Annotated in this window: 21 protein-coding genes; 5 read left to right on the top strand and 16 right to left on the bottom strand. The window is 42.9% G+C overall.

Annotation, left to right across the window (positions count from 1 at the left end):
• Positions 1 to 3 precede the first annotated feature (3 nt).
• The 3 genes from DW862_RS14320 to DW862_RS14310 are packed head-to-tail and all read left to right on the top strand — an operon-like array spanning position 4 to position 1,593.
• On the top strand, positions 4 to 489 hold the full coding sequence (locus DW862_RS14320; protein WP_008019454.1) for a hypothetical protein: 486 nt from the start codon (positions 4 to 6) through the stop codon (positions 487 to 489).
• Positions 490 to 525: 36 nt separating this feature from the next.
• Entirely contained in the window at positions 526 to 1,119 is a 594-nt protein-coding gene (locus DW862_RS14315) for a biopolymer transporter ExbD (RefSeq protein WP_004315773.1), read from the top strand.
• A gap of 3 nt (positions 1,120 to 1,122) precedes the next feature.
• Positions 1,123 to 1,593, top strand: a complete 471-nt coding sequence (locus tag DW862_RS14310) for a biopolymer transporter ExbD (RefSeq protein ID WP_004315772.1) — start codon at positions 1,123 to 1,125, stop codon at positions 1,591 to 1,593.
• Between the two features lie 111 nt (positions 1,594 to 1,704).
• Here DW862_RS14310 and DW862_RS14305 read toward each other — a convergent pair whose 3' ends face one another.
• Together DW862_RS14305 and DW862_RS14300 are read right to left on the bottom strand one after the other, a co-directional pair.
• On the bottom strand, positions 1,705 to 2,244 hold the full coding sequence (locus DW862_RS14305; RefSeq protein ID WP_008024780.1) for a GNAT family N-acetyltransferase: 540 nt from the start codon (positions 2,242 to 2,244) through the stop codon (positions 1,705 to 1,707).
• Between the two features lie 98 nt (positions 2,245 to 2,342).
• A complete protein-coding gene (locus DW862_RS14300) occupies positions 2,343 to 3,620 on the bottom strand; it encodes an IgA Peptidase M64 (protein WP_120068952.1) in 1,278 nt (425 codons plus the stop codon).
• Positions 3,621 to 3,772: 152 nt separating this feature from the next.
• On the opposite strand from DW862_RS14300, the gene DW862_RS14295 reads away from it, so the two are divergent.
• Positions 3,773 to 4,252: an Lrp/AsnC family transcriptional regulator gene (locus DW862_RS14295; protein ID WP_004315769.1), complete on the top strand. Its 480-nt coding sequence runs from the start codon at positions 3,773 to 3,775 to the stop codon at positions 4,250 to 4,252.
• A gap of 46 nt (positions 4,253 to 4,298) precedes the next feature.
• Here the strand turns inward: DW862_RS14295 and DW862_RS14290 are convergent, their stop codons facing one another.
• The 6 genes from DW862_RS14290 to DW862_RS14265 form a co-directional block, all read right to left on the bottom strand.
• Positions 4,299 to 4,793, bottom strand: coding sequence for a dihydrofolate reductase (locus tag DW862_RS14290; protein WP_008024774.1), 495 nt, complete (start codon positions 4,791 to 4,793; stop codon positions 4,299 to 4,301).
• Positions 4,794 to 4,798: 5 nt separating this feature from the next.
• Positions 4,799 to 5,593, bottom strand: coding sequence for a thymidylate synthase (locus DW862_RS14285; protein WP_008019458.1), 795 nt, complete (start codon positions 5,591 to 5,593; stop codon positions 4,799 to 4,801).
• 39 nt (positions 5,594 to 5,632) lie between these two features.
• Positions 5,633 to 6,904: a cardiolipin synthase gene (cls, locus tag DW862_RS14280; RefSeq protein ID WP_165861926.1), complete on the bottom strand. Its 1,272-nt coding sequence runs from the start codon at positions 6,902 to 6,904 to the stop codon at positions 5,633 to 5,635.
• A 186-nt stretch (positions 6,905 to 7,090) separates the two neighbouring features.
• Positions 7,091 to 7,420 (bottom strand): DUF5056 domain-containing protein, encoded by a 330-nt coding sequence (locus DW862_RS14275; RefSeq protein WP_087318893.1) that lies wholly within the window; start codon positions 7,418 to 7,420, stop codon positions 7,091 to 7,093.
• The gene (locus DW862_RS14270; RefSeq protein ID WP_004314132.1) at positions 7,401 to 7,952 is read right to left on the bottom strand and encodes an RNA polymerase sigma factor; all 552 of its coding nucleotides are present in this window, start codon (positions 7,950 to 7,952) and stop codon (positions 7,401 to 7,403) included. Before DW862_RS14270 ends, DW862_RS14275 begins: the two co-directional genes overlap by 20 nt.
• Positions 7,949 to 8,734: a DUF6249 domain-containing protein gene (locus DW862_RS14265; RefSeq protein WP_087318894.1), complete on the bottom strand. Its 786-nt coding sequence runs from the start codon at positions 8,732 to 8,734 to the stop codon at positions 7,949 to 7,951. Before DW862_RS14265 ends, DW862_RS14270 begins: the two co-directional genes overlap by 4 nt.
• 108 nt (positions 8,735 to 8,842) lie before the next feature.
• Between DW862_RS14265 and DW862_RS14260 the strand changes: the two genes are divergently transcribed.
• Positions 8,843 to 10,375, top strand: a complete 1,533-nt coding sequence (locus tag DW862_RS14260; protein ID WP_120068948.1) for an rRNA cytosine-C5-methyltransferase — start codon at positions 8,843 to 8,845, stop codon at positions 10,373 to 10,375.
• A 15-nt stretch (positions 10,376 to 10,390) separates the two neighbouring features.
• Here DW862_RS14260 and DW862_RS14255 read toward each other — a convergent pair whose 3' ends face one another.
• The 8 genes from DW862_RS14255 to DW862_RS14220 all read right to left on the bottom strand — a co-directional run bounded on the left by DW862_RS14255 (position 10,391) and on the right by DW862_RS14220 (position 20,162).
• Entirely contained in the window at positions 10,391 to 11,218 is an 828-nt protein-coding gene (locus tag DW862_RS14255) for a hypothetical protein (protein WP_049702126.1), read from the bottom strand.
• A gap of 179 nt (positions 11,219 to 11,397) precedes the next feature.
• Positions 11,398 to 12,582: a TolC family protein gene (locus DW862_RS14250; protein ID WP_120068944.1), complete on the bottom strand. Its 1,185-nt coding sequence runs from the start codon at positions 12,580 to 12,582 to the stop codon at positions 11,398 to 11,400.
• Positions 12,583 to 12,739: 157 nt separating this feature from the next.
• Positions 12,740 to 15,838, bottom strand: a complete 3,099-nt coding sequence (locus DW862_RS14245; RefSeq protein ID WP_120068941.1) for an efflux RND transporter permease subunit — start codon at positions 15,836 to 15,838, stop codon at positions 12,740 to 12,742.
• 77 nt (positions 15,839 to 15,915) lie between these two features.
• On the bottom strand, positions 15,916 to 17,151 hold the full coding sequence (locus tag DW862_RS14240; protein WP_008024757.1) for an efflux RND transporter periplasmic adaptor subunit: 1,236 nt from the start codon (positions 17,149 to 17,151) through the stop codon (positions 15,916 to 15,918).
• Positions 17,152 to 17,236: 85 nt separating this feature from the next.
• A complete protein-coding gene (locus tag DW862_RS14235) occupies positions 17,237 to 17,647 on the bottom strand; it encodes a DUF6769 family protein (RefSeq protein WP_008024755.1) in 411 nt (136 codons plus the stop codon).
• A 17-nt stretch (positions 17,648 to 17,664) separates the two neighbouring features.
• On the bottom strand, positions 17,665 to 17,865 hold the full coding sequence (locus tag DW862_RS14230; protein WP_004314140.1) for a hypothetical protein: 201 nt from the start codon (positions 17,863 to 17,865) through the stop codon (positions 17,665 to 17,667).
• Complete coding sequence (locus DW862_RS14225; protein ID WP_004314141.1) at positions 17,855 to 18,436, bottom strand: zeta toxin family protein; 582 nt, start codon at positions 18,434 to 18,436, stop codon at positions 17,855 to 17,857. The genes DW862_RS14230 and DW862_RS14225 overlap by 11 nt, the downstream gene beginning before the upstream one ends.
• 88 nt (positions 18,437 to 18,524) lie before the next feature.
• Positions 18,525 to 20,162: an ABC-F family ATP-binding cassette domain-containing protein gene (locus tag DW862_RS14220; protein ID WP_015531460.1), complete on the bottom strand. Its 1,638-nt coding sequence runs from the start codon at positions 20,160 to 20,162 to the stop codon at positions 18,525 to 18,527.
• Positions 20,163 to 20,196: the final 34 nt, after the last annotated feature.

Below are 20,196 nucleotides of genomic sequence, written 5' to 3'. Positions count from 1 at the left end.
AAGATGAGTAAGTTAACATATAGAGCATCGTATTATGCACTTTATGCGATGTTTGCCATCATCCTGATCGTATTGTGCCTTTTCTTCTTAGGAGGAGATGCAACAGGCGATGCAGTGATTGCGGGGGTAGATCCCGAGATGTGGCAGCCGGCTCAAACAGACGCCTTACTTTATTTGATGTATGCTTTGTTTGGCATTGCCATTGCAGCTACTATACTTGGTGCAATATTCCAATTTGGAGCAGCCTTGAAAGATAATCCGGCAAATGCTATCAAATCTTTACTTGGTTTGGTTCTTTTAGTTGTTGTTTTAGTTGTTGCTTGGTCTATGGGTGACGGAACACCAATGCAGATTCAGGGCTATAGCGGTACAGACAACGTTCCTTTTTGGCTGAAAATAACAGATATGTTCCTTTATTCTATTTACATCCTGTTGTTTGTAACAGTTGTTGCAATCATCGTGAGTGGCATAAAGAAGAAATTATCCTAATCAATTGAGTAATTCTCAATTAAATAAGTAATAACAATGGCAAGAGGAAAAAGAAAAGTTCCTGATATTAACTCAAGTTCTACGGCGGATATCGCTTTCTTGTTGCTGATCTTCTTCTTGATTACAACATCAATGGATACGGACCGTGGTTTGGCAAGACTTTTGCCTCCACCGCCCGAAGATCAAGATCAGGATAATACTGATAAAATCAAAGAACGTAACGTATTGCAGGTATACTTGAATAAAGATGATGCTTTGATGTGCGGTAATGATTATATCGGTGTTGATCAGTTGAGAGAGAAAGCTAAAGAATTTATTGCTAACGTTGCTAACGCAGAACATATGCCTGAAAAAACACAAAAGAATGTAGAATTCTTTGGCACATATCTGGTTAATGACAAGCACGTAATTTCTTTGCAGAATGACCGTGGATCTTCTTATCAGGCTTATATCAGCGTGCAGAACGAATTGGTGGCTGCATACAATGAATTGAGAGACGAGTTGGCTGAACAGAAATTTGGAACTACATATGCGGAATTGAATGACGATCAGCAAAAAGCGATTCGTGAAATTTATCCGCAACGAATTTCTGAAGCAGAACCTAAAAAATACGGAGAAAAAAAGAAGTAAGTAATGGGAAAATTTAATAAGACTGGTAAACGTGAAATGCCGGCATTGAATACTTCTTCGTTGCCTGACCTTATCTTTACCTTGTTGTTCTTCTTTATGATTGTAACAACAATGCGTGAGGTAACGTTAAAGGTACAGTTTACACTTCCGCAAGGTACTGAACTCGAAAAACTGGAGAAGAAATCGCTGGTAACATTCATCTATGTAGGAGAACCTACGCAGGAATATCGCGCAAAAATGGGTACTGAAAGTCGTATTCAGCTCAACGACAGCTATGCTGAAGTTGGTGAAGTACAGGACTTCATTTTCCAGGAACGTGCAAGTATGAATGAAGGTGATGCAGCTAAAATGACTGTATCTCTGAAAGTAGACCAAAAGACAAAGATGGGTATTATTACTGACGTAAAAAATGCTCTTAGAAAATCTTATGCTTTGAAGATTAACTATTCAGCTACTAAACGTGGTGAAAAGTAATTAGTTAATTTGATATATAAAAAGGAAGGGTGTCCAAATCGGTTTGGACACCCTTCTTTTTTATATATTAATATTACACATTTGTACAACTCTTTCTATCGGGATTCTTTTTTAATTGTCTTTTACTCCATATACTTCTTTATGTATTCTCTTTTTGATTGTTTCAAAATCCTTTTCACAATCCAGCTCTCCGTGTACCATTAAATACATGGGAAGAAAATCATCTCCGGGTTTGTAAGGAGGTTGACAGTAGTCTTTTTCCCATAGTGTAAAGCCCTGGCGTTGATAAAAGCTGATACGTCGTTTGGCCATTTCCTCCACCGGACGTTCTACTTCCAATACGATCGGGCGTTTTAAATAATTGCACAAGTATTCCAGTGTACGTTTTCCATAACCTCCATTTCGCAGGGCAGGATTGGTTGCAAAGTGTTCTACATAGTAGAAACTGTCAAAATCCCAATAGGTAATGAAGCCGACTGGCAGGTCATCGTCGAAGATGATGTTATTATGAAAGTTGCCCGTACGGTCAGTGTACTCGCGCAGTTGTTCCAGCTGACGGTACTCTTCCGGTGGAAATGCATCAATCAGGAGCTCTTCCATGAATTTGTAATGTTGCAGGTCCGACGTACTGATTGGTTGAAGTCTAATCATGAGGTTTGGGTTTTAAGTTTGACAATAATATGATTGTATATTGATTTTGTTTTTGGATGAGTATTTACCATTGGTTACCATCGATGATTGTTATTCAATTAAGGAACATAAAACTCAATCATTCGGCGGATGGCACGTTGACAAACCGGGCAAAATTCCGGATATCCGTTTGTTTTCATGCGACAGTCGTAGGCAGGACGATAAATACCTTTAGCGGAATAGCCGCCTCCTTCATATACTCCTACCGGATATTTCTTTCTTTCAGCAATAGGAGTAGGGATCGGAGTGCCTAGTGGAAGCATATCTTTCCATTTGGAAGCAAAGTTCACCTGTGTTGAAATATTCTGTTCCCACGGTTCGACGTCCAGTGGATAAGTATCCGTCATCACATCATCCTCATAAAAATACTCATCGGCCAATCCGCCGAAACTGTGCCCGAATTCGTGCACTACCACCGGTTTGAACATGGGGTGATGAGCCGTGGTCAGCGTATAAGAATTGTATATTCCTCCTCCGCCGTATACATCTGTGTTAGCGAGGATAATGATATGTTCGTAGGGGATGCCTGCCAATGCATTGTGGATAGACTTTACCCGGCTGGTAGTCAGATAGCGATCTGAATAAAAGGTATCGAAATGAGAATGAACCGCCGTTTCTTTCCACAGATTTTCGCGAGGAACACTGACACCGCTATCCGTTGAAGGACTGGCTACGGCAACAATATTAAATTTACCCTTCATGGAACGGAACGGCTCGTACGAAAACAAACTTTCGCAGGTACGTTGTGCATCCTGATAGAATATATCCATTTCTTTTTCTGTATATCCCTCTGCCAGGATAGCAACATCTATGCAGTCTTTTTCATTGCCACTTTGCAGCATATACCGGTGTGGAGTAACATGTGATACTCCCCGTTTATGAATCAATATGTCATCCGGACGCACGATATGTTTGTAAGTAGCCATTGTTTTCTTTCGCGGAGAATATAAAGTCACTTCTATTTCCACAGGCTGTTTAGGATAGGGAAGAAGAAAGGTATTCTCAAACCCTTTAGCTGTTTCTTTGGCTTCGTCTGTTGACAGCCATTCTTGAAATAAAGAAGAGAAAGAAGTTTTGTAGATACACTGTTTGCTGGCAAGGTCTTTCACAATAATTTGTCCGTTGCCTTCCAAGGGAAGTTCGGAGAGATGGTGTTGACGGCCTGCCCAGGTGGGAAGCTGTGAAAGCTCATCCAGATAAATAGACTGTTGTGTAGCATCCCCGGTAAAGATATAATCCACTCGCAATGTTTTGTTCTGAAAATAATCAGCAAAATTCTGGGCATAACTTCCTATAGAAGTGTAGAAACACAGAATGATACAGCAAATATGTTTCATATAAATGGTATATTTATGTTTTTCGCAAAGGTACGAACTATTGTTGACTTATCCGCTTTCTGCAAATAAAAGTAATAGATTATAGTATTTGTTGTCGAAAAATCGCTAACTTTGCATAAAAGATTCATTGATAAAAACAATTTGATTCAAAAATGGGACATCATCAATTAGATGCTTTAGATGAGCAAATTCTGAGACTGATTGCAGGGAATGCGCGTATTCCTTTTTTGGAAGTGGCAAGAGCATGTAATGTTTCCGGTGCTGCGATCCATCAGCGTATTCAGAAGCTTACTAATCTAGGAATATTAAAAGGTTCGGAGTATGTTATCGACCCCGAGAAAATCGGATATGAGACTTGCGCTTATATTGGTATATATCTAAAAGACCCCGAATCCTTTGACTCGGTAACAAAAGCTTTAGAGGCTATCCCCGAAGTGGTGGAATGTCATTTCACTACCGGAAAATACGATATGTTTATCAAAATTTACGCGAAGAATAACCACCACTTATTGAGTATTATTCACGATAAGTTGCAACCATTGGGCTTGGCGCGTACCGAAACATTAATCTCCTTCCATGAAGCCATTAAGCGGCAGATGCCGATTATGGTCGACATAGAAGATGAAGATTAATCATTAGTCAGTATTCGTGGTTGGATCACAGTAAGAAACAATTTTCTTACTTTCTTACGTAATCAACGAAAGCATAAGAGCAGAGATGTTTCTCATCCGCAGGATGGGCTTCTCTGCTTTTTTCCTGCCATACCTTTGAAGATACTTCCGGAAAATAGGCATCAGCTTCGGGAGCTGTACTGTCTATCTCTGTCAGGCAAAGTTCGTCAGCGAAGGAAAGAGCCTGCTGATAAATGCTTGCCCCTCCTATAATATAAATATGTTCATCCTCCCGGCAACTTTTCAAAGCCGTTTCGAGTGAAGGAAACACTTCCGCACCGGAACATACTGTATCCGGATTGGAAGATAAAACGATATTTCTTCGATTGGGCAATGCGCCTTTCGGTAATGACTCGAAAGTTTTGCGTCCCATAAGTATGGTGTTTCCGGTAGTTAATGCTTTGAAACGTTTCAAATCATTCGGTAACCAGAAAAGAAGCTTATTCTCAAAGCCTATAGCCATGCGGCGGTCTACGGCAGCAATGATGGATACTTTACTCATATTTTTTACACGGCTACTGCTCCTGCAATATGCGGATGCGGATCATAGTTTACTAACTCGAAGTCCTCAAATTTAAAATCGAAGATGTTTTTCACGTCCGGATTGATTTTCATTTGTGGCAATGGACGAGGCTCCCGTGATAATTGGAGCTTCACTTGTTCCAGATGGTTCAGGTAGATATGAGCATCACCGAAAGTATGAACGAAATCGCCGGCTTTCAAACCTGTCACTTGTGCCATCATTTGCAGTAATAATGCGTATGAAGCAATGTTGAAGGGAACACCGAGAAATATATCGGCACTGCGTTGATATAGTTGCAGGCTCAACCGCCCGTCTGCTACGTAAAACTGAAAGAATGCATGGCAGGGAGGTAAATTCATATTGTTCAAATCTGCTACGTTCCACGCACTAACGATGATACGGCGTGAATCCGGATTGTGTTTGAGTGTCTCCACTACTTCGCTGATCTGGTCGATGAAGCCACCGTTGTAATCAGGCCATGAACGCCATTGATAACCATAGACATGCCCCAAATCACCGTTCTCGTCCGCCCATTCGTTCCAAATACGTACTCCATGTTCCTGCAGGTATTTCACGTTTGTATCTCCTTGCAGAAACCAAAGCAATTCGTATATGATTGATTTCAGATGCAGTTTTTTGGTTGTCAGACACGGGAAACCGTCATCAAGGTTAAAACGCATCTGATGACCGAAGATACTGATCGTTCCGGTTCCGGTACGATCACTTTTTTCCGTGCCTTCGGTAAGTACACGATTGAGTAAATCCAGGTATTGTTTCATAATGAATAATTTGCAGTGAAAATGATTCTCCGTACAAAATTACAAAAATGGAGTGAATAAATTAGCAAACCAGCCGACGAACTTCTTCCAGGGAGAACGCTTTTTCCAAAATTCCGGTGTCAGTTGGGTGCAATGCTCGATATCGTTTCGGAACATATTATTCAATTCACCCGTTATTCTTTTATCAAAAATAAAGGCATTTGTTTCGTAGTCATATCGTAGGCTGCGGCTGTTCAGGTTGGCAGTACCGACTGTGCAGAACAAGTCGTCGACCATCATAATTTTCGAGTGATGGAATCCCCCGTTGTACATGTAGACAGTAGCTCCCCTTTTCATCAGTTTATGTAACTTATAAAGTGCGGCATCCGGGGTAAAAGGAATATCGGAAGCAGAGGAAACCATGATGGTTACATCTACTCCCCGGTCGATTGTCCGGTTCAACGCCTTTTTGATGGAAGAAGTCGGTACAAAATAAGGATTGACGATATGAACATTCTTTTGTGCCGAATAAATGCTCATGGCATAGGCATGACTCAACATACGGCTATTCTTTTTCGGGGTACGGTCTACAATTGCTACAACGATATTTGTGCTGTCTGTCTGTCCCTCATGTTGGGGGAAATAAGCTTCTCCTCCTACGTTCTGTTTAGTCTCTTTGTTCCAAATTGTCAGGAAAATTTCCTGCAAATCATTGACAGCATCCCCTTCGATACGCATGTGCATATCACGCCAGGTTCCGATTTTGGGTAGTCCGTTGATATAATAATCGGCGATATTCATTCCGCCTGTATATGCCACTTTTCCGTCGATAACAGCAATTTTGCGATGGTCGCGGTGGGCGGCATGATTGATATAAGGGAAGGTGAACGGGTCAAACTTGACGATTTCGATTCCTTGTTCACGTATTTTCTTGAGGTGTTTCTTTTTAAGGGGCTTGTTGTTCGACCAGTTTCCGAAAGCGTCAAACATAGCTCGTACTTCAACACCTTCTTTCACTTTTTCGGCTAATAAAGTGAACAAAGCATTAGCAATGGAGTCATTTCGGAAGTTGAAATATTCCAGATGAACATGGTGTTTAGCTTCCCGGATGGCTTCAAATAAATCGATAAACTTCTCCCGTCCGCTTTTTAGCAGTTTGACTTTATTATTATCAGATATAGGGATTCCTGACTCTTCCAAGAAATGCAGTACTAGGGAATCGCTTGTTAGTCTGATTGAGTCTCTGGGCTGCGTCATCAGACTGTCGATGACATCTGCCTGAACATGTAATAAAGGCAGGAATAGAAATAAAATAAATATACGTAGTTTCAAAACTCTTCTCTCTATTTTAGTTTACAGAGCAACAAATATACAACATCTATGTTTGGGCTTACTTGGAGTAAAGGGTAGATTTATTATTGTTTAACACTAAAAGAGAGGGATAAAGAGTTCTTTGACTCATAAAGATAAAAATCCGGGAAACTTATGCTTTGGACTTTTAATCTGTATTTATTTTGTTTATGCCATAGAAGCAACCTTTCGTGTAGCCATAAATAATAATACGACAGCCGCGATAATAATTGACTTTGGATCAAGGCCGGTAGTACCATGATTAATCATACTGATAAATACTTCTCTTATTGTTCCCCAAGCTGCTTCCAATCCGCCTAACCATACAAAAAGTACGGCAGCCACAGTCATTACGAAGGCACTCCAGATACGAGCCAGGTAGTTGCTACGACCGGGTAAATGGTGCATGACACGGCGACTGAATCCGTTGTCTGCTATTTCCTGCTTGTTTTCTGCGAAGAAATCGCGCAAGAGCTTATCATTGTCTATTTCTGTCATAACCGTTTTGTTTTAAATACGTTGCTAATTTTTCTTTTCCACGTGACAGGTGGCTTTTCACCGTTCCTGACGGTACTCCTACAATACCTGCTATTTTGTCGATACTAATGTCCTCCATATAGAACAACATAATGCAGGTTCTTTCCACTTCCTTAAGCATTTTGAGTGACTGATAAACATCCATTTTCTGTCCTACATTCTCTTGTTCGGTACTGTTGATGGCGTCTATTTCTTTTGTATCCAAGTCGGCTGTCTCTTTCCGGCTGCGAATATAATCATAAAAAACATTATAAGCAATACGGTACAGCCACGTAGAGAAACTTGACAAGTTTCGGAAAGAGGCAATGTTTGTATATGCTTTGATAAATGTATCTTGTGCAAGGTCGTCACTCAATTCGCTGTCACCGCAAGTCAGGTTCAGGAAGAATCGCCGGATGGGCGACTGGTACTTCTCCACCAACTGGTCGAAGGCCCTGGTGTTCTTGAACACCACGACCTGCGCGACTAACGATATATCATTGAGTTGGCTCATTTATTCTCGTCGTTCTTTGCTTCGTTTACTTCATTATGTTTCTCTCCGGGTGCGGAAGGGATAATTTCGAAGCTATCGTTTTTGACGTTATCCTGATTCTTTTTTTCATCTTTATGGGTAGTATACGTCCGGGGAGCATCTGTACCTTGAGCCTGTTGTTTACTACCGATGATCCATTGTCCGATACCCATAAATGTAACGAGTAAACCGATCGCTCCAATTCCGAATTCACCGGTGATTGCCCAAAGGAAGATGAAAAGACCGATACCTGTAAAGGTGTTCTTGATGCCTTGTGAACGTGAGTCAACCGTTTTGTTTTCACGAATAAATTCTGCTGGCAATGGCTGACCTGCAGCGAGTGCCTGTTCGGCAAGACGATAGCGTGCTTTCCGATTTTTATAACGGAAGAAGAAGATTACAAACAGAATGAATACCGGAAATCCGAAAACGGCAATGATTGATATGATTGCTACGAGAATTCCTCCGTTGATACCAAAGCCGTGGAATGGGAAATCGTCGTCATCCGATTCGAATGTAAAACTGGCCTTACCATGACCAGTACTGACATTACTTGAGTTTGCATCTACTTCTGTGGAATCAGTGTCCGCTGTATCTACCCCGATGACTGTGACAGCAGTATTGTTTGTTTTTGCTTTATTGTCTTTGGTCACAGTTACCTTTACTTTTCCGACGGAATCGCGGACAACAGTAGTTTGGTTTTGGGCAATAGCCAGTGTGCAAGTGGTCAGTACAACCATCAATGCTAATAGAAAATTTTTCATATCAATAGTTTTTTTATTTATTTCTTTGTCTGTTAGACGTAGTTAATATCATAGAAAGTTGCAAAGAGACGAAATATTTTTGATATTTGCGGAAATTAATAACGAAAAATGGAATTACCCGCTTCTTTTATAGATTATACCCGTGCCCTGCTGGGCGATGAAGAATACGACAAATTAGCTGTTGCCATCCAACAAGAACCACCTGTCAGCATCCGGTTGAATGATGGGAAATTAAAAATTGAAAATGGAAAATGCAGAATTGTACCGCAAGCAGGCTGTATTACTGATTTTCAACTTTCAGCTTTCAATTTTGAATTTAATCAAGTCCCTTGGTCTTCCGAAGGATTTTACTTGGATGAGCGTCTCACTTTCACGTTTGATCCATTGTTTCATGCAGGTTGTTATTATGTTCAGGAGGCTTCTTCTATGTTTGTGGAGCAGGTGCTCCGGCAGTATGTCACCGGACCGGTAAAGATGCTGGATCTTTGTGCGGCTCCCGGTGGAAAGTCTACTCATGCCCGTAGTGTGCTTCCTGAAGGGAGTTTACTGGTGGCTAATGAAGTCATCCGGAATCGTTCGCAGATTCTTGCGGAGAATTTAACGAAATGGGGACATCCGGATGTAGTGGTAACCAATAATGATCCGGCAGATTTTGCGGCTTTGCCATCTTTCTTTGACGTGATTCTTACAGATGTCCCTTGCTCCGGTGAAGGTATGTTCCGTAAAGACCCTGTTGCTGTAGAAGAGTGGAGTCCCGAGAATGTAGAAATCTGTTGGCAGCGGCAGCGGCGGATTATTGGAGATATTTGGGACACGTTGAAGCCTGGGGGAATTCTTATATATAGTACGTGTACATTTAATACAAAAGAGGACGAAGAGAATGCACGTTGGATTCAACAAGAGTATGGAGCCGAGCCGTTAACTGTGCAGGTACAGGAAAACTGGAATATAACAGGAGATCTTTTACCGGATAATTGTGATGGTTCTAAATCTTCTATTCCTGTCTATCATTTTTTCCCTCATAAGACGAAAGGCGAAGGCTTTTTCCTGGCAGCTTTTCGAAAGCCGGAGACAGGAGACGAGATTCCGGTATCTTCTTTCGCCAAGGAGAAGACTTCTAAAAAGAAAGATAAGAAAGGAGGAGCAGCATCTTCTCCTGTTTCGAAAGAACAGCTGAATATTGCAAAAAGCTGGCTGAATGATGAAAATTCGGACAAGTATATATTGTCGGCAGAAGGAACAAGTATCCGGGCTTTTTCAAAGCATTATGCTGATGAATTAATGGCAATGAAACAATGCCTGAAAATCGTATCGGCAGGAGTGGAGATAGGAGAAGTGAAAGGAAAGGATTTGATACCTGACCATGCATTGGCGATGTGTAGTTCACTTTTATGCCGGGAAGCTTTCGCTACGGAAGAAATAAGTTATAAACAGGCTATCACTTATTTACGAAAAGAGGCCATTACCTTGCCGGTAACAGCCCCTCGTGGATATGTTTTGCTTACGTACCGGCATATTCCTCTCGGATTTGTGAAAAACATCGGTAATCGTGCCAATAATCTTTATCCGCAAGAATGGCGTATTCGTAGCGGATACTTGCCGGAAAATATACGCATATTATCGGAAAGTACAGTTGATTAAAGAAGACCCTGCTGATTAAGGCAGTATTCCGGCAGGTATTTCCTGTTCGGAAAGGGTAAAACTAATTTGTTTGCCTGTGCCTGGTTCACCTCCAGCGATTTCTTCCAGCGTGTAGGAAGGAGGTGGTGCAGGTGATGTCCGCGTTTCTCCGATGGGTGGAGTATTCCAATTCAGATTCAAGCTTTTATCCAAGCGGTGAAATACGTATGCGTTTCCCCACAAGATGAATTTATGATTGGAAATAGGTGTTGCCACATCTTCCGAAAAGGTGAGAGTCAGTATAGCTTTCTCATTATTTCCTTCTTCTTTTTCCAGTTTGTAACTTCCTCGAGTTATTAAGGTTAGTCCGGATGAAAAAGCTGTTTGTTCTCCCTGTTTGAAAAAATAAGCATCCCGTGCGTGATTGTTAATTAGAAAAATGTCGGAAATGCCGGGCAGAAGATTTGCGTCTCCGTTGGGTAAGTTAGACAAGTAGCTGCGGAGCAACTTTATATCTTCGTAATTGTCGACAACCTTGATTGGCAGGGTGCAGGTTTCTTGTGTGGCGTTGTCCGTTACTGTCAGATAAGTTTGCCCGGTGAGAATACCGGTAACATAAATCATACGTCCGGCAGGTACTCCGGTCCAGCCGGTTTCGGTTCCTGCGCTTGCGATGCGTGTGTCTTTAACTTCAAGTGAGTAATCACCATTTCCGCTTTCCAGTCCAAGGTAACGTCTGCCACCCATGGGCACTTCATATTCACTGTTGTAAAAACGAAGTGGATTTTCTTCATCCTCTTTACATCCACTGAATAGTGTAAGGATGCAACATAACATGAATAGATAGAATTGTTTAGGTCTCATAATCTGTATTTTATGTTCGTTGCAAATGTAACATATTATTTTGAAATATTTAGTTGGAACTTGAAGAAAATGAGAGGGGAGATATATTTAGACACGGATTATATAAACATACTTACATCACTTAAAATAGAAATTAGTATGTTCAGCGTAATCCATGTCTAAAGGATTTTATGTACTATTTACAGTTTACTCTTGTAAATCCGTGCCATTGCTTTCTGGTACTGATTTTCCAGTTGCAGATAATTTTGATGGCTTTGATAGATGACAGAAACTTCAACGAAATATTCAATCATACTAATCTGTCCACCTGTCAGAGCCTGTTTCAGCAGTGACAGATCTTGTTGCGACTGGAAAGTCTTGCTGTATTCTTCCATCGAAGCATGCAGTGTTTTCGCTTCCCGGTAAAGCTGTGCCAATTCGGACTCCACTTGCAGGGTAGCATTATCCTTTTGCAAGTCAATGTTAAGAGCCTGTGCTTTAGCGATTTTTACCTTATTCCGGTTTTCGAAAAGTGGGAAAGAGAAACCTACCACTACACCGTTGAAAGGTACGCCTGTTTCTGTGTTCCGGCGGTAGCCGAGTTCCAGTTTGGGTAGCCATTGTGATTTATTGACAGCAATCTGTTTACGGGCAACAAGACTTTCGTTGCCGAGTGCCATAAGAGTACGGTCCGTTGCCATGACTTCCGACTTCAATATTTGATAATCAGTAGGGAAAGGTATAGCCGGATATTGGTTTTCCTCGAAAACTACCGGAATATTACCATTCAGCGTATTCAGCTCCTGCTGTTTGTTGCGGAGTGCTGTTTCGTTCAGAGACGCTTCTGTTCTGACATTCAACAGTTCCAGATTGATTTTGTTGGTTTCGAGAGCATTTGCATCTCCCGTTTGAAGACGCTTGGCATACATCTTTGCAAGTTCTTCCGCATTGCGGAGGCGTTCTTCCAGAATATGCTTTTGCTGACGAAGCATGATAATATCCAGGCAAAGTTCTTTCGCCTGTAACAGCTTCTCTTGACGGAAAACATCCGACTGACTGTCAAGAGCTCCGGCTTTGAGACGATTCAACTTGTTGCGTGTAGCATATAAACTAGGGAAATCAAAGCTTTGTGAAACAACCAGTTCGCCGATTGTTTCGCTTTTATCTTTCGCTCCCCATAGATGTGCGTAAGAAAGAGTAGGATCAGGCAGGTTATTATCCGTTTTAGCTTCCAGCTTCTGCGAAGTAATCAGTTGCTCGTTTGCCTGCAACTCCTTATTGTTCGTTTCGATATTCTTCAATACCTGTTCAATTCCGTTTTGGGCTTGCACTTTGCCTATGGTTAAGAAAAGAAGTGCAGCGCTTATGGTCATGATTTGTTTCATTTCTAATTTCTTTATTTATTACAAGCTATTGTTGATAGATACTTTATGATAAGACATCTATTTGTTTGGCACCGAGGAACGACCCGTTTCTCACCGAGAAACACTTGGTTCCTCACCGGGGAACGATGGTTTCCTCACCGAGGAAAAACATCACCCGCTACAGGCTTTCCTGGGCCTTTTTCCGATGCATCATCAGATAAACAATCGGAACGATAAAACCGTTCAAAAAAGTAGACGTTAATAACCCTCCTAAAATCACTTTTGCCATCGGACTTTGAATTTCGTTACCGGGCAAGTCGCCGCCGAGTGCCAATGGAATCAGTGCCAGTGCAGAAGACAATGCCGTCATCAAAATCGGATTCAGACGGTCGAGAGAACCTCGGATCACACTATCATACACATTCAAACCTTCTTCCTTTTGCAGATGATTGTAGTGGCTGATGAGCAACATACCGTTACGCGTTGCAATACCGAACAAGGAAATGAAACCGATGATAGCCGGAATACTGACTTCTCCTGTTGTAATCACCAAAGCAAATACACCACCGATCAGTGCCAGCGGAAGATTCAGCAAGATGACGCCCGACTCTTTCACGCTGCGGAACTCATTATACAATAACAAGAAGATTACTACAATGCTGATAAATGAAGTCAACGCCAGTGTCCGGCTGGCAGCCTGCTCACTTTCAAACTGTCCGCCATACTCGATGTGATAGCCTTCGGGCAGTTGCACCGATGTGTCGATGCGTTTCTGAATATCATTTACAACACTACGCAAATCGCGGTCGGCCACATTGGCAGAAATCACAATTTTACGTTTTACATTCTCGCGGTTGATCGTATTTGGTCCCATGGCCGATACCACTTCTGCTACATAGCTCAAAGGAACTTTGCGACCGTCATTCGTGTCTACCATCAAGTTGCGGATTTTTTCTATTTCATCCCGGGCATCATCCTTCACTTTCACGATCAGATCGAAACTCTTGCCTTGCTCATAAACCTGCGAGATCACTTTTCCAGCCAAAGCTACGTTCACATATTCCGAGAACTCCGGCAGAGTAATACCGAACTTAGCCAGCATTTCCCGTTTAGGCTGTATTTTCAGCTGCGGACGCTCAATCTGTTGTTCCACGTTCAGGTCGGCAACACCGGGAATATCACTGATAGCTCCTTTAATTTGATTACCGAGTGAGAACATTTTATTCAGATCGTCTCCGAATAGCTTGATAGCGATATTCGCTTTCGTACCCGATAACATAGCGTCGATACGGTGGCTGATTGGTTGTCCGATTTCTATATTTGCCCCGGTGATAGTACCCAACTTTTCACGTACATCAGCTACCAGTTCACTGCGCGAACGATCTTTCAGTTCAAACGGAGCTTCTATTTCAGAAACGTTTACCCCTAATGCATGTTCGTCCAGTTCGGCACGTCCCGTTTTCCGGGCTACGGTTTGTATTTCGGGAATCGTCATCAATAACTCTTCTGCCCGATGTCCCATTTTATTGCTTTCTTCCAGTGAAATACCCGGTAGAGAACTAATATTGATGGTGAACGATCCTTCATTAAAGGAAGGAAGGAAACTGCGTCCGAGTGTAAAGAACACTCCGAGCGCAACCACAAAGAGTGCGATTGTACCTCCAAGTGTCACTCGTTTGTGTGCCAGCACCCAAGTCAGTGCCTTTTCATAAATCCCTTTCATCCAACGGGCAAGGGGAGCTTCTTTCAGTTCCTTGTTTGTCTTATTGCTTCCTAATAGATAAGAACAGAGCACCGGAGTCAGCGTCAGAGCAACTACTGTCGACGCGAACAATGCTACGATAAAGGCAACGCCCAGCGGAACCAACATTCTGCCTTCCATTCCGCTAAGGAAGAACAACGGAACAAAGCTGACAACGATAATCAGCGTAGAATTAAGTATAGGCATCCGCACCTCTTTCGAAGCATTGAATACCACCTCGAGTGTACTTAACCTTTCCGCTTCTGCTTTCTGACGGTTCTCCCGCAGTCGTTTATACACGTTTTCCACATCGACGATGGCGTCGTCTACCAATGAGCCGATGGCTATCGCCATACCTCCTAGACTCATGGTGTTGATTGTCAGTCCCATGTAATGCAGCGTCAGAATCGAAACAAGCAGGGAAAGAGGCAGCGTTACCAATGAAATCAATGTAGTGCGCACATTTGCTAGGAACAGGAAGAGTACGATTACTACAAAAATACCTCCTTCAAAGAGTGATTTCTTCACATTGCCGATGGAACTTTCGATAAAGCGGCTTTGACGGAATATGTCCGTTGAAACTTTTACGTCTGGTGGCAGATTCTTTTGCAGGTCTTTCAAAGATGCTTCCAGTTTATCCGTCAGTTCCAGCGTACTGGTAGCCGGCTGTTTGGTAATAGTCATCAGTACGGCAGATTTTCCACGCTCTGAAGCAGTTCCCAGTTTCGGGGCTTTCGGTCCGATGGTTACGTCCGCAATATCTTCCAGCGTGACAGGGAAGTTGTTCACTGTCTTTACTACCGCTTTGCCAAGTTGCTCTGTTTTAGAAGTTGAAAGTACACCGCGTACAATATATTCATTTCCAAATTCATAGAGCACACCTCCATTTGCGTTCAGGTTCATATCCTGTGTCACAGCCATCACTTCTCCCATCGAAATGCCGTAATGACGCATCCGTTCGGGATCCAGCTGAATCTGATATTCTTTGATATCTCCTCCGAGTACGGCAACCTGTGCCACTCCTCCGGTAGACAATAGACGGGGACGGATAGTCCAGTCCGCAATTGTACGAAGATCGAGCATCGAAGTGGAGTCGGCAGTCAGACCGACGATGAGCATTTCGCCCAAGATGGAAGATTGTGGGCCGAGTGTCGGTTTACCAACGTTGACCGGCAGTGATTCACTCACCACTGCTAACTTCTCGCTAACAATCTGGCGAGCGAGATAAATATCGGTTCCCCAATCAAATTCTACCCAGACAACGGAAAATCCGTTGGTAGAAGAAGAGCGGACACGGCGTACACCCGTAGCTCCGTTTACGGCAGTTTCAACAGGAAAAGTGACGAGCTGTTCAACTTCTTCTGCAGCCATACCGTTGGCCTCGGTCATGATGACTACCGTAGGTGCGTTCAGGTCGGGGAATACGTCTACTTCCGTATGCATGGCGGTATACGTTCCCGCAATTAGCAGGAGGATGGCCGCGCAGACTACAACCAACCGGTTGTGTAGGGAGTAATGTATAATTTTATTAAGCATGATATTTCATTAATTGAGAGTTATAAATAACTTGATAGATGCGCCGCAAGAAAATCCGGCTGCGGCACCTCGCCGCTTTAATGTTCGTGACTATGTGCCGGGATGGCATTGCTAGCGCTTGCCAGTCTAACCTGATAAGCACCTTCGGTCACTACACGGTCGCCAGCCTTCACTCCGGTCAGGATCTGAACACTTTTACCGTTGTCGGCTCCTATCGTTACTTCCTGTTTTTTATAACCCTCTTCGTCCAGTTGCAGGTAGATAAAGAAGATACCTTGTTCCTCTGTCAGTGCCGTGCGTGGGAGAGACAGTACGTTTTCCATCGTTGAAGAAAGCAAGAACACCTCTACGAATGATCCGGGGATCACTTCCCCTTTATTGTCGAACTCAAAAGTGACAGGCACATAAAAAGAGTTGTCTCCGGCAGCTTTTCCAAAAGAGAGAAGTTTGCCGTTCAATGCTTTCAGCTCGTAAACCTGATTATTATAAGGAGTCTGGAAATTGGCGGAACTGATTGTACGGAGGTATGGATAATACTTTTCCGACACTTCGGCACGGAGGAAAAGACGACGATTCTGCGTCACGCTCACCAGCGGTTGTCCGATGGTCACGTAGTCACCTTCTTTCACAAGAATGCTTTTCACATATCCTGCAATAGGAGCTGTAATACTTTGGCCGATAGCCGAATGATTCTTGGAAAGGGCTTCGTAACTAAGGCGGGCATTTTCATAACTTTGCTCTGCCTGTGCAAAATCCTTGTCAGATACAATCTTGTTTTTAACAAGCTCTTTCATACGTTCGTACTCCTTCTTAGATACCTCGTAGGCAATGCGGGCACGTTGTACCGGATCACCGTCGGCGATATTTTTTGAAGAAATCGTGACTAGCGGCGTGCCGCTGCCGACGCTCATTCCTTCCGTTACTTTTCCACGGAAAGATACAACGCCGGCCACTGTAGCTACGGCAACCGATTCATCACCTTGGGCAGCCAGCACCTGTCCGCTGGTTTTAATCACTTGCTGGAAAGGTGCAGGTTCGATAACGCTCACCTTGACACCGGCTGCTTCAGCTTTTGCCTTCGGAAGGATGATTTCATCACTGTGCGCTTCGGCAGACTCGTTATGTCCATCGGCCGCTTCATGGTTGTGTTCTCCGCTACATTCGCCTTCATGAGAATGATTGGAACCCTCTGCCTCGTGATTATGTCCTTCCGTGGCATGATCGTGTTCATTGTGTGTGTGTGTGACGGTACTATTATTACAGGAACCCAGCACGAATAAGCCTAGGATTCCTACGAAAATAAGTTTTTTCATAATGATATTTTCCTACTAAATTTTACTGTTTTTTTACGCTACAAAGATAAGGTAACGCAAATGCAACTGATTTGCATTTACGCTTTTACGCAAAAACAGAGTAGGGAGGGGCACGAAGAGGAGTGGCACGGTGTATATCCGTGCCATGCAGAGAGTCTCGGTAGACGTAATAGTTCTTAATCCGTCTCTCTTGTGGCCGTAATAGATGTTCGATGATTACATCCGTGAACAGGGTAGCGATGAATACATAATCCGGTCCGCTATCCGTATGTACGGATGGAGTGGGAGAGTAGAAACGAGTCATACATTCGCTGCTGCAACATGAATCGTTTCCCGGGTGATGATGATGCGTGGGACATTGTTGTTCTACAGGCAAGTCCTGCTTCATGCAAATCATTCCGTTGGGGTGATGATGATGGGGAATAACGGCTGCCACCAACATTATAATGTTGATTAAAAACAGCAGAGTTACTATTATTCGTTTCTTCCCTTTCATCCTTTCTTTTAGAGAATTTATTTTTTTATTGATTCCTTTTCTTTTTCTTGCAAACGTTCCAGCAATTCTGTTGCTGATACATAAATTACTTTTCCATCTGGTGTTCCCTGACTAAGGAGTTTACCATTGCGAGCATTTTTTTCCAGCAATCGCTTTTCTGCCAGCTGAAGACCGCGTCGTAATTTATCGCTCAATTCTTGCATTTCATTATTTGACATAATTCTTGATGCATTTAAAAAGTTCAAGTTCATATATTCGATCCTCGCCATGTTGGTAACCTTCGGCTACAATTACTCGAGGAGAAATACTGTTATCGGCTAACAGCCAATAGTCTACACGCGGCATATAAATCTGAAACAGATTGTTAATGCCTGCCTGATATCGGCGGTAGATAACGTCCATCGGTACATTATGTCCCCCTTCATTGACCCGTTGTAACACACGGTTGACGGCAAGTTCCGGAGAATTCAGCCAGAAATAAATCAAGCTGACTTTATATCCGGCATTTTGTGCTCTTTGAATGAGCCGGGTGTATGAACGGGTTGCCAATGTTGTTTCAATAGAGAAACTTACTTTAGCAGCTAATAGTTCATTAATACGTTTCAACATCAGACGGCCGGCTTCTATAGCCATACTTTCCGGATTGAACGGTGATAAACCTTTGGCGATTTCATCCGCATTAACGAACTCTTTGCATAATAAAATTTCAGGCAGTACAGTGTAGGAAGCTGTTGTTTTACCAGCTCCGTTACATCCGCTTATAATGTATAACTGCCTTGTTTCATCCATTTTTTTCTAACTGCCTGTTATAAATGATGTTGCAAATATACAAATACTTTTATTCCGCCTGCAGCCGATACCCTCTTTTTATTATTTATTATTTCTTTTCCAGTTCTTGCAACGAATCCATTTTTTTCTTTTCGAGGAACTCGTAGATGCCGCAAAGATGTTCCGTCACCTTTTGATTACCGAACTCATACACCTTGCTCACCAGTCCGTCGAGGAAGTCACGGTCATGTGAAACAACAATCAGCGTGCCGTCAAAATCCAGCAATGCCTGTTTCAGGATATCTTTCGTTTTCATGTCCAGATGATTCGTCGGCTCATCCAGGATCAGGAGGTTGACAGGTTCCAACAGCAATTTAATCATGGCAAGGCGGGTACGCTCCCCACCCGAAAGTACTTTCACCTTCTTCATTGATTCCTCGGGACCACCAAACATGAAAGCACCCAGTAAATCACGAATCTTGTTCCGGATATCCCCCTTGGCTACATCATCAATCGTTTGGAAAACTGTCAGGTTTTCATCCATCAACGAAGCCTGATTCTGAGCGAAATATCCGATTTGTACATTATGTCCTAGAGTCAGTGTACCGTCATGTTCGATTTCCTTCATGATACATTTCACGAGTGTAGATTTACCTTCACCGTTTTTACCGACAAAAGCTACTTTATCACCACGCTCAATCGTCAGGTTAGCGTTGCGGAACACCACTTTCTCTCCGTATGCCTTTCCAACACCTTCCATGATAACTGGATAACTGCCCGAACGGGGTGAAGGCGGGAATTTCAGTCGCAATGCAGAAGTATCCTCCTCATCGACTTCGAGCAATTCCAGCTTTTCCAGCATTTTGACGCGGCTCTGTACCTGCAACGTCTTTGAATATGTTCCTTTGAATCGTTCGATGAACTCCTTCGTTTCAGCAATAAACTTCTGCTGCTCGTCGTATGCCTTCTGCTGCTGTTCGCGGCGATCCTTACGCAGTTGCAGATATTGGGAATAGTTCACCTTATAATCATAAATACGTCCCATCGTCACTTCGATGGTGCGTGTTGTAATATTATCCACGAATTTGCGGTCGTGGCTGATTACGATAACTGCTTTCCCGTTATTAATAAGGAAATCTTCCAACCATTGAATAGATTCAATATCCAGATGATTCGTCGGCTCATCGAGCAAGAGTACGTCCGGTTTCTGCAACAGCAACTTAGCGAGCTCGATGCGCATCCGCCATCCACCGCTGAAATCACTCGTCTGGCGTTGAAAATCGCTCCGGGTGAACCCTAATCCGAGCAATGCCTTTTCCACATCCTCTTCATAATTAGTTGCGTCAATCGAATAAAACTTCTCGCTCAAGGCAGACACTTCTTCAATCAGCGCCATGTAACTGTCGCTCTCGTAGTCCGTCCGTGTCTCGAGCTCTTTGTTCAGTTTTTCAATCTGCGCTTCCATTTCATGCAGATGTGAAAAAGCCTGTGCCGTTTCGTCAAACACTGTTCTTCCGTCTTCCGTCATCAGATGTTGAGGCAGATAGGCTACTACGCAATCTTTGGGCGCGGAAACTTTTCCACGTGTCGGTTGTCGTGCGCCTGCCAAAATTTTCAGCAGCGTACTTTTTCCCGCCCCATTTTTACCCATCAGTGCGATGCGGTCTTTTTCATTAATTACGAAAGAAATATCACTAAATAAAGTAGTGCCGCCAAACTCTACGGCTAGTCCGTCAACAGAAATCATACTATTCTTTTAAATTGAGGCGCAAAGATAGCGA

The sequence above is a fragment of the Bacteroides sp. AM37-9 genome, assembly GCF_003603455.1.
Taxonomy (GTDB): Bacteria; Bacteroidota; Bacteroidia; order Bacteroidales; family Bacteroidaceae; genus Bacteroides; species Bacteroides xylanisolvens.
The sequence above is the reverse complement of the archived record's forward strand: the minus strand, read 5'-3'. Positions and strand labels throughout refer to the sequence as shown.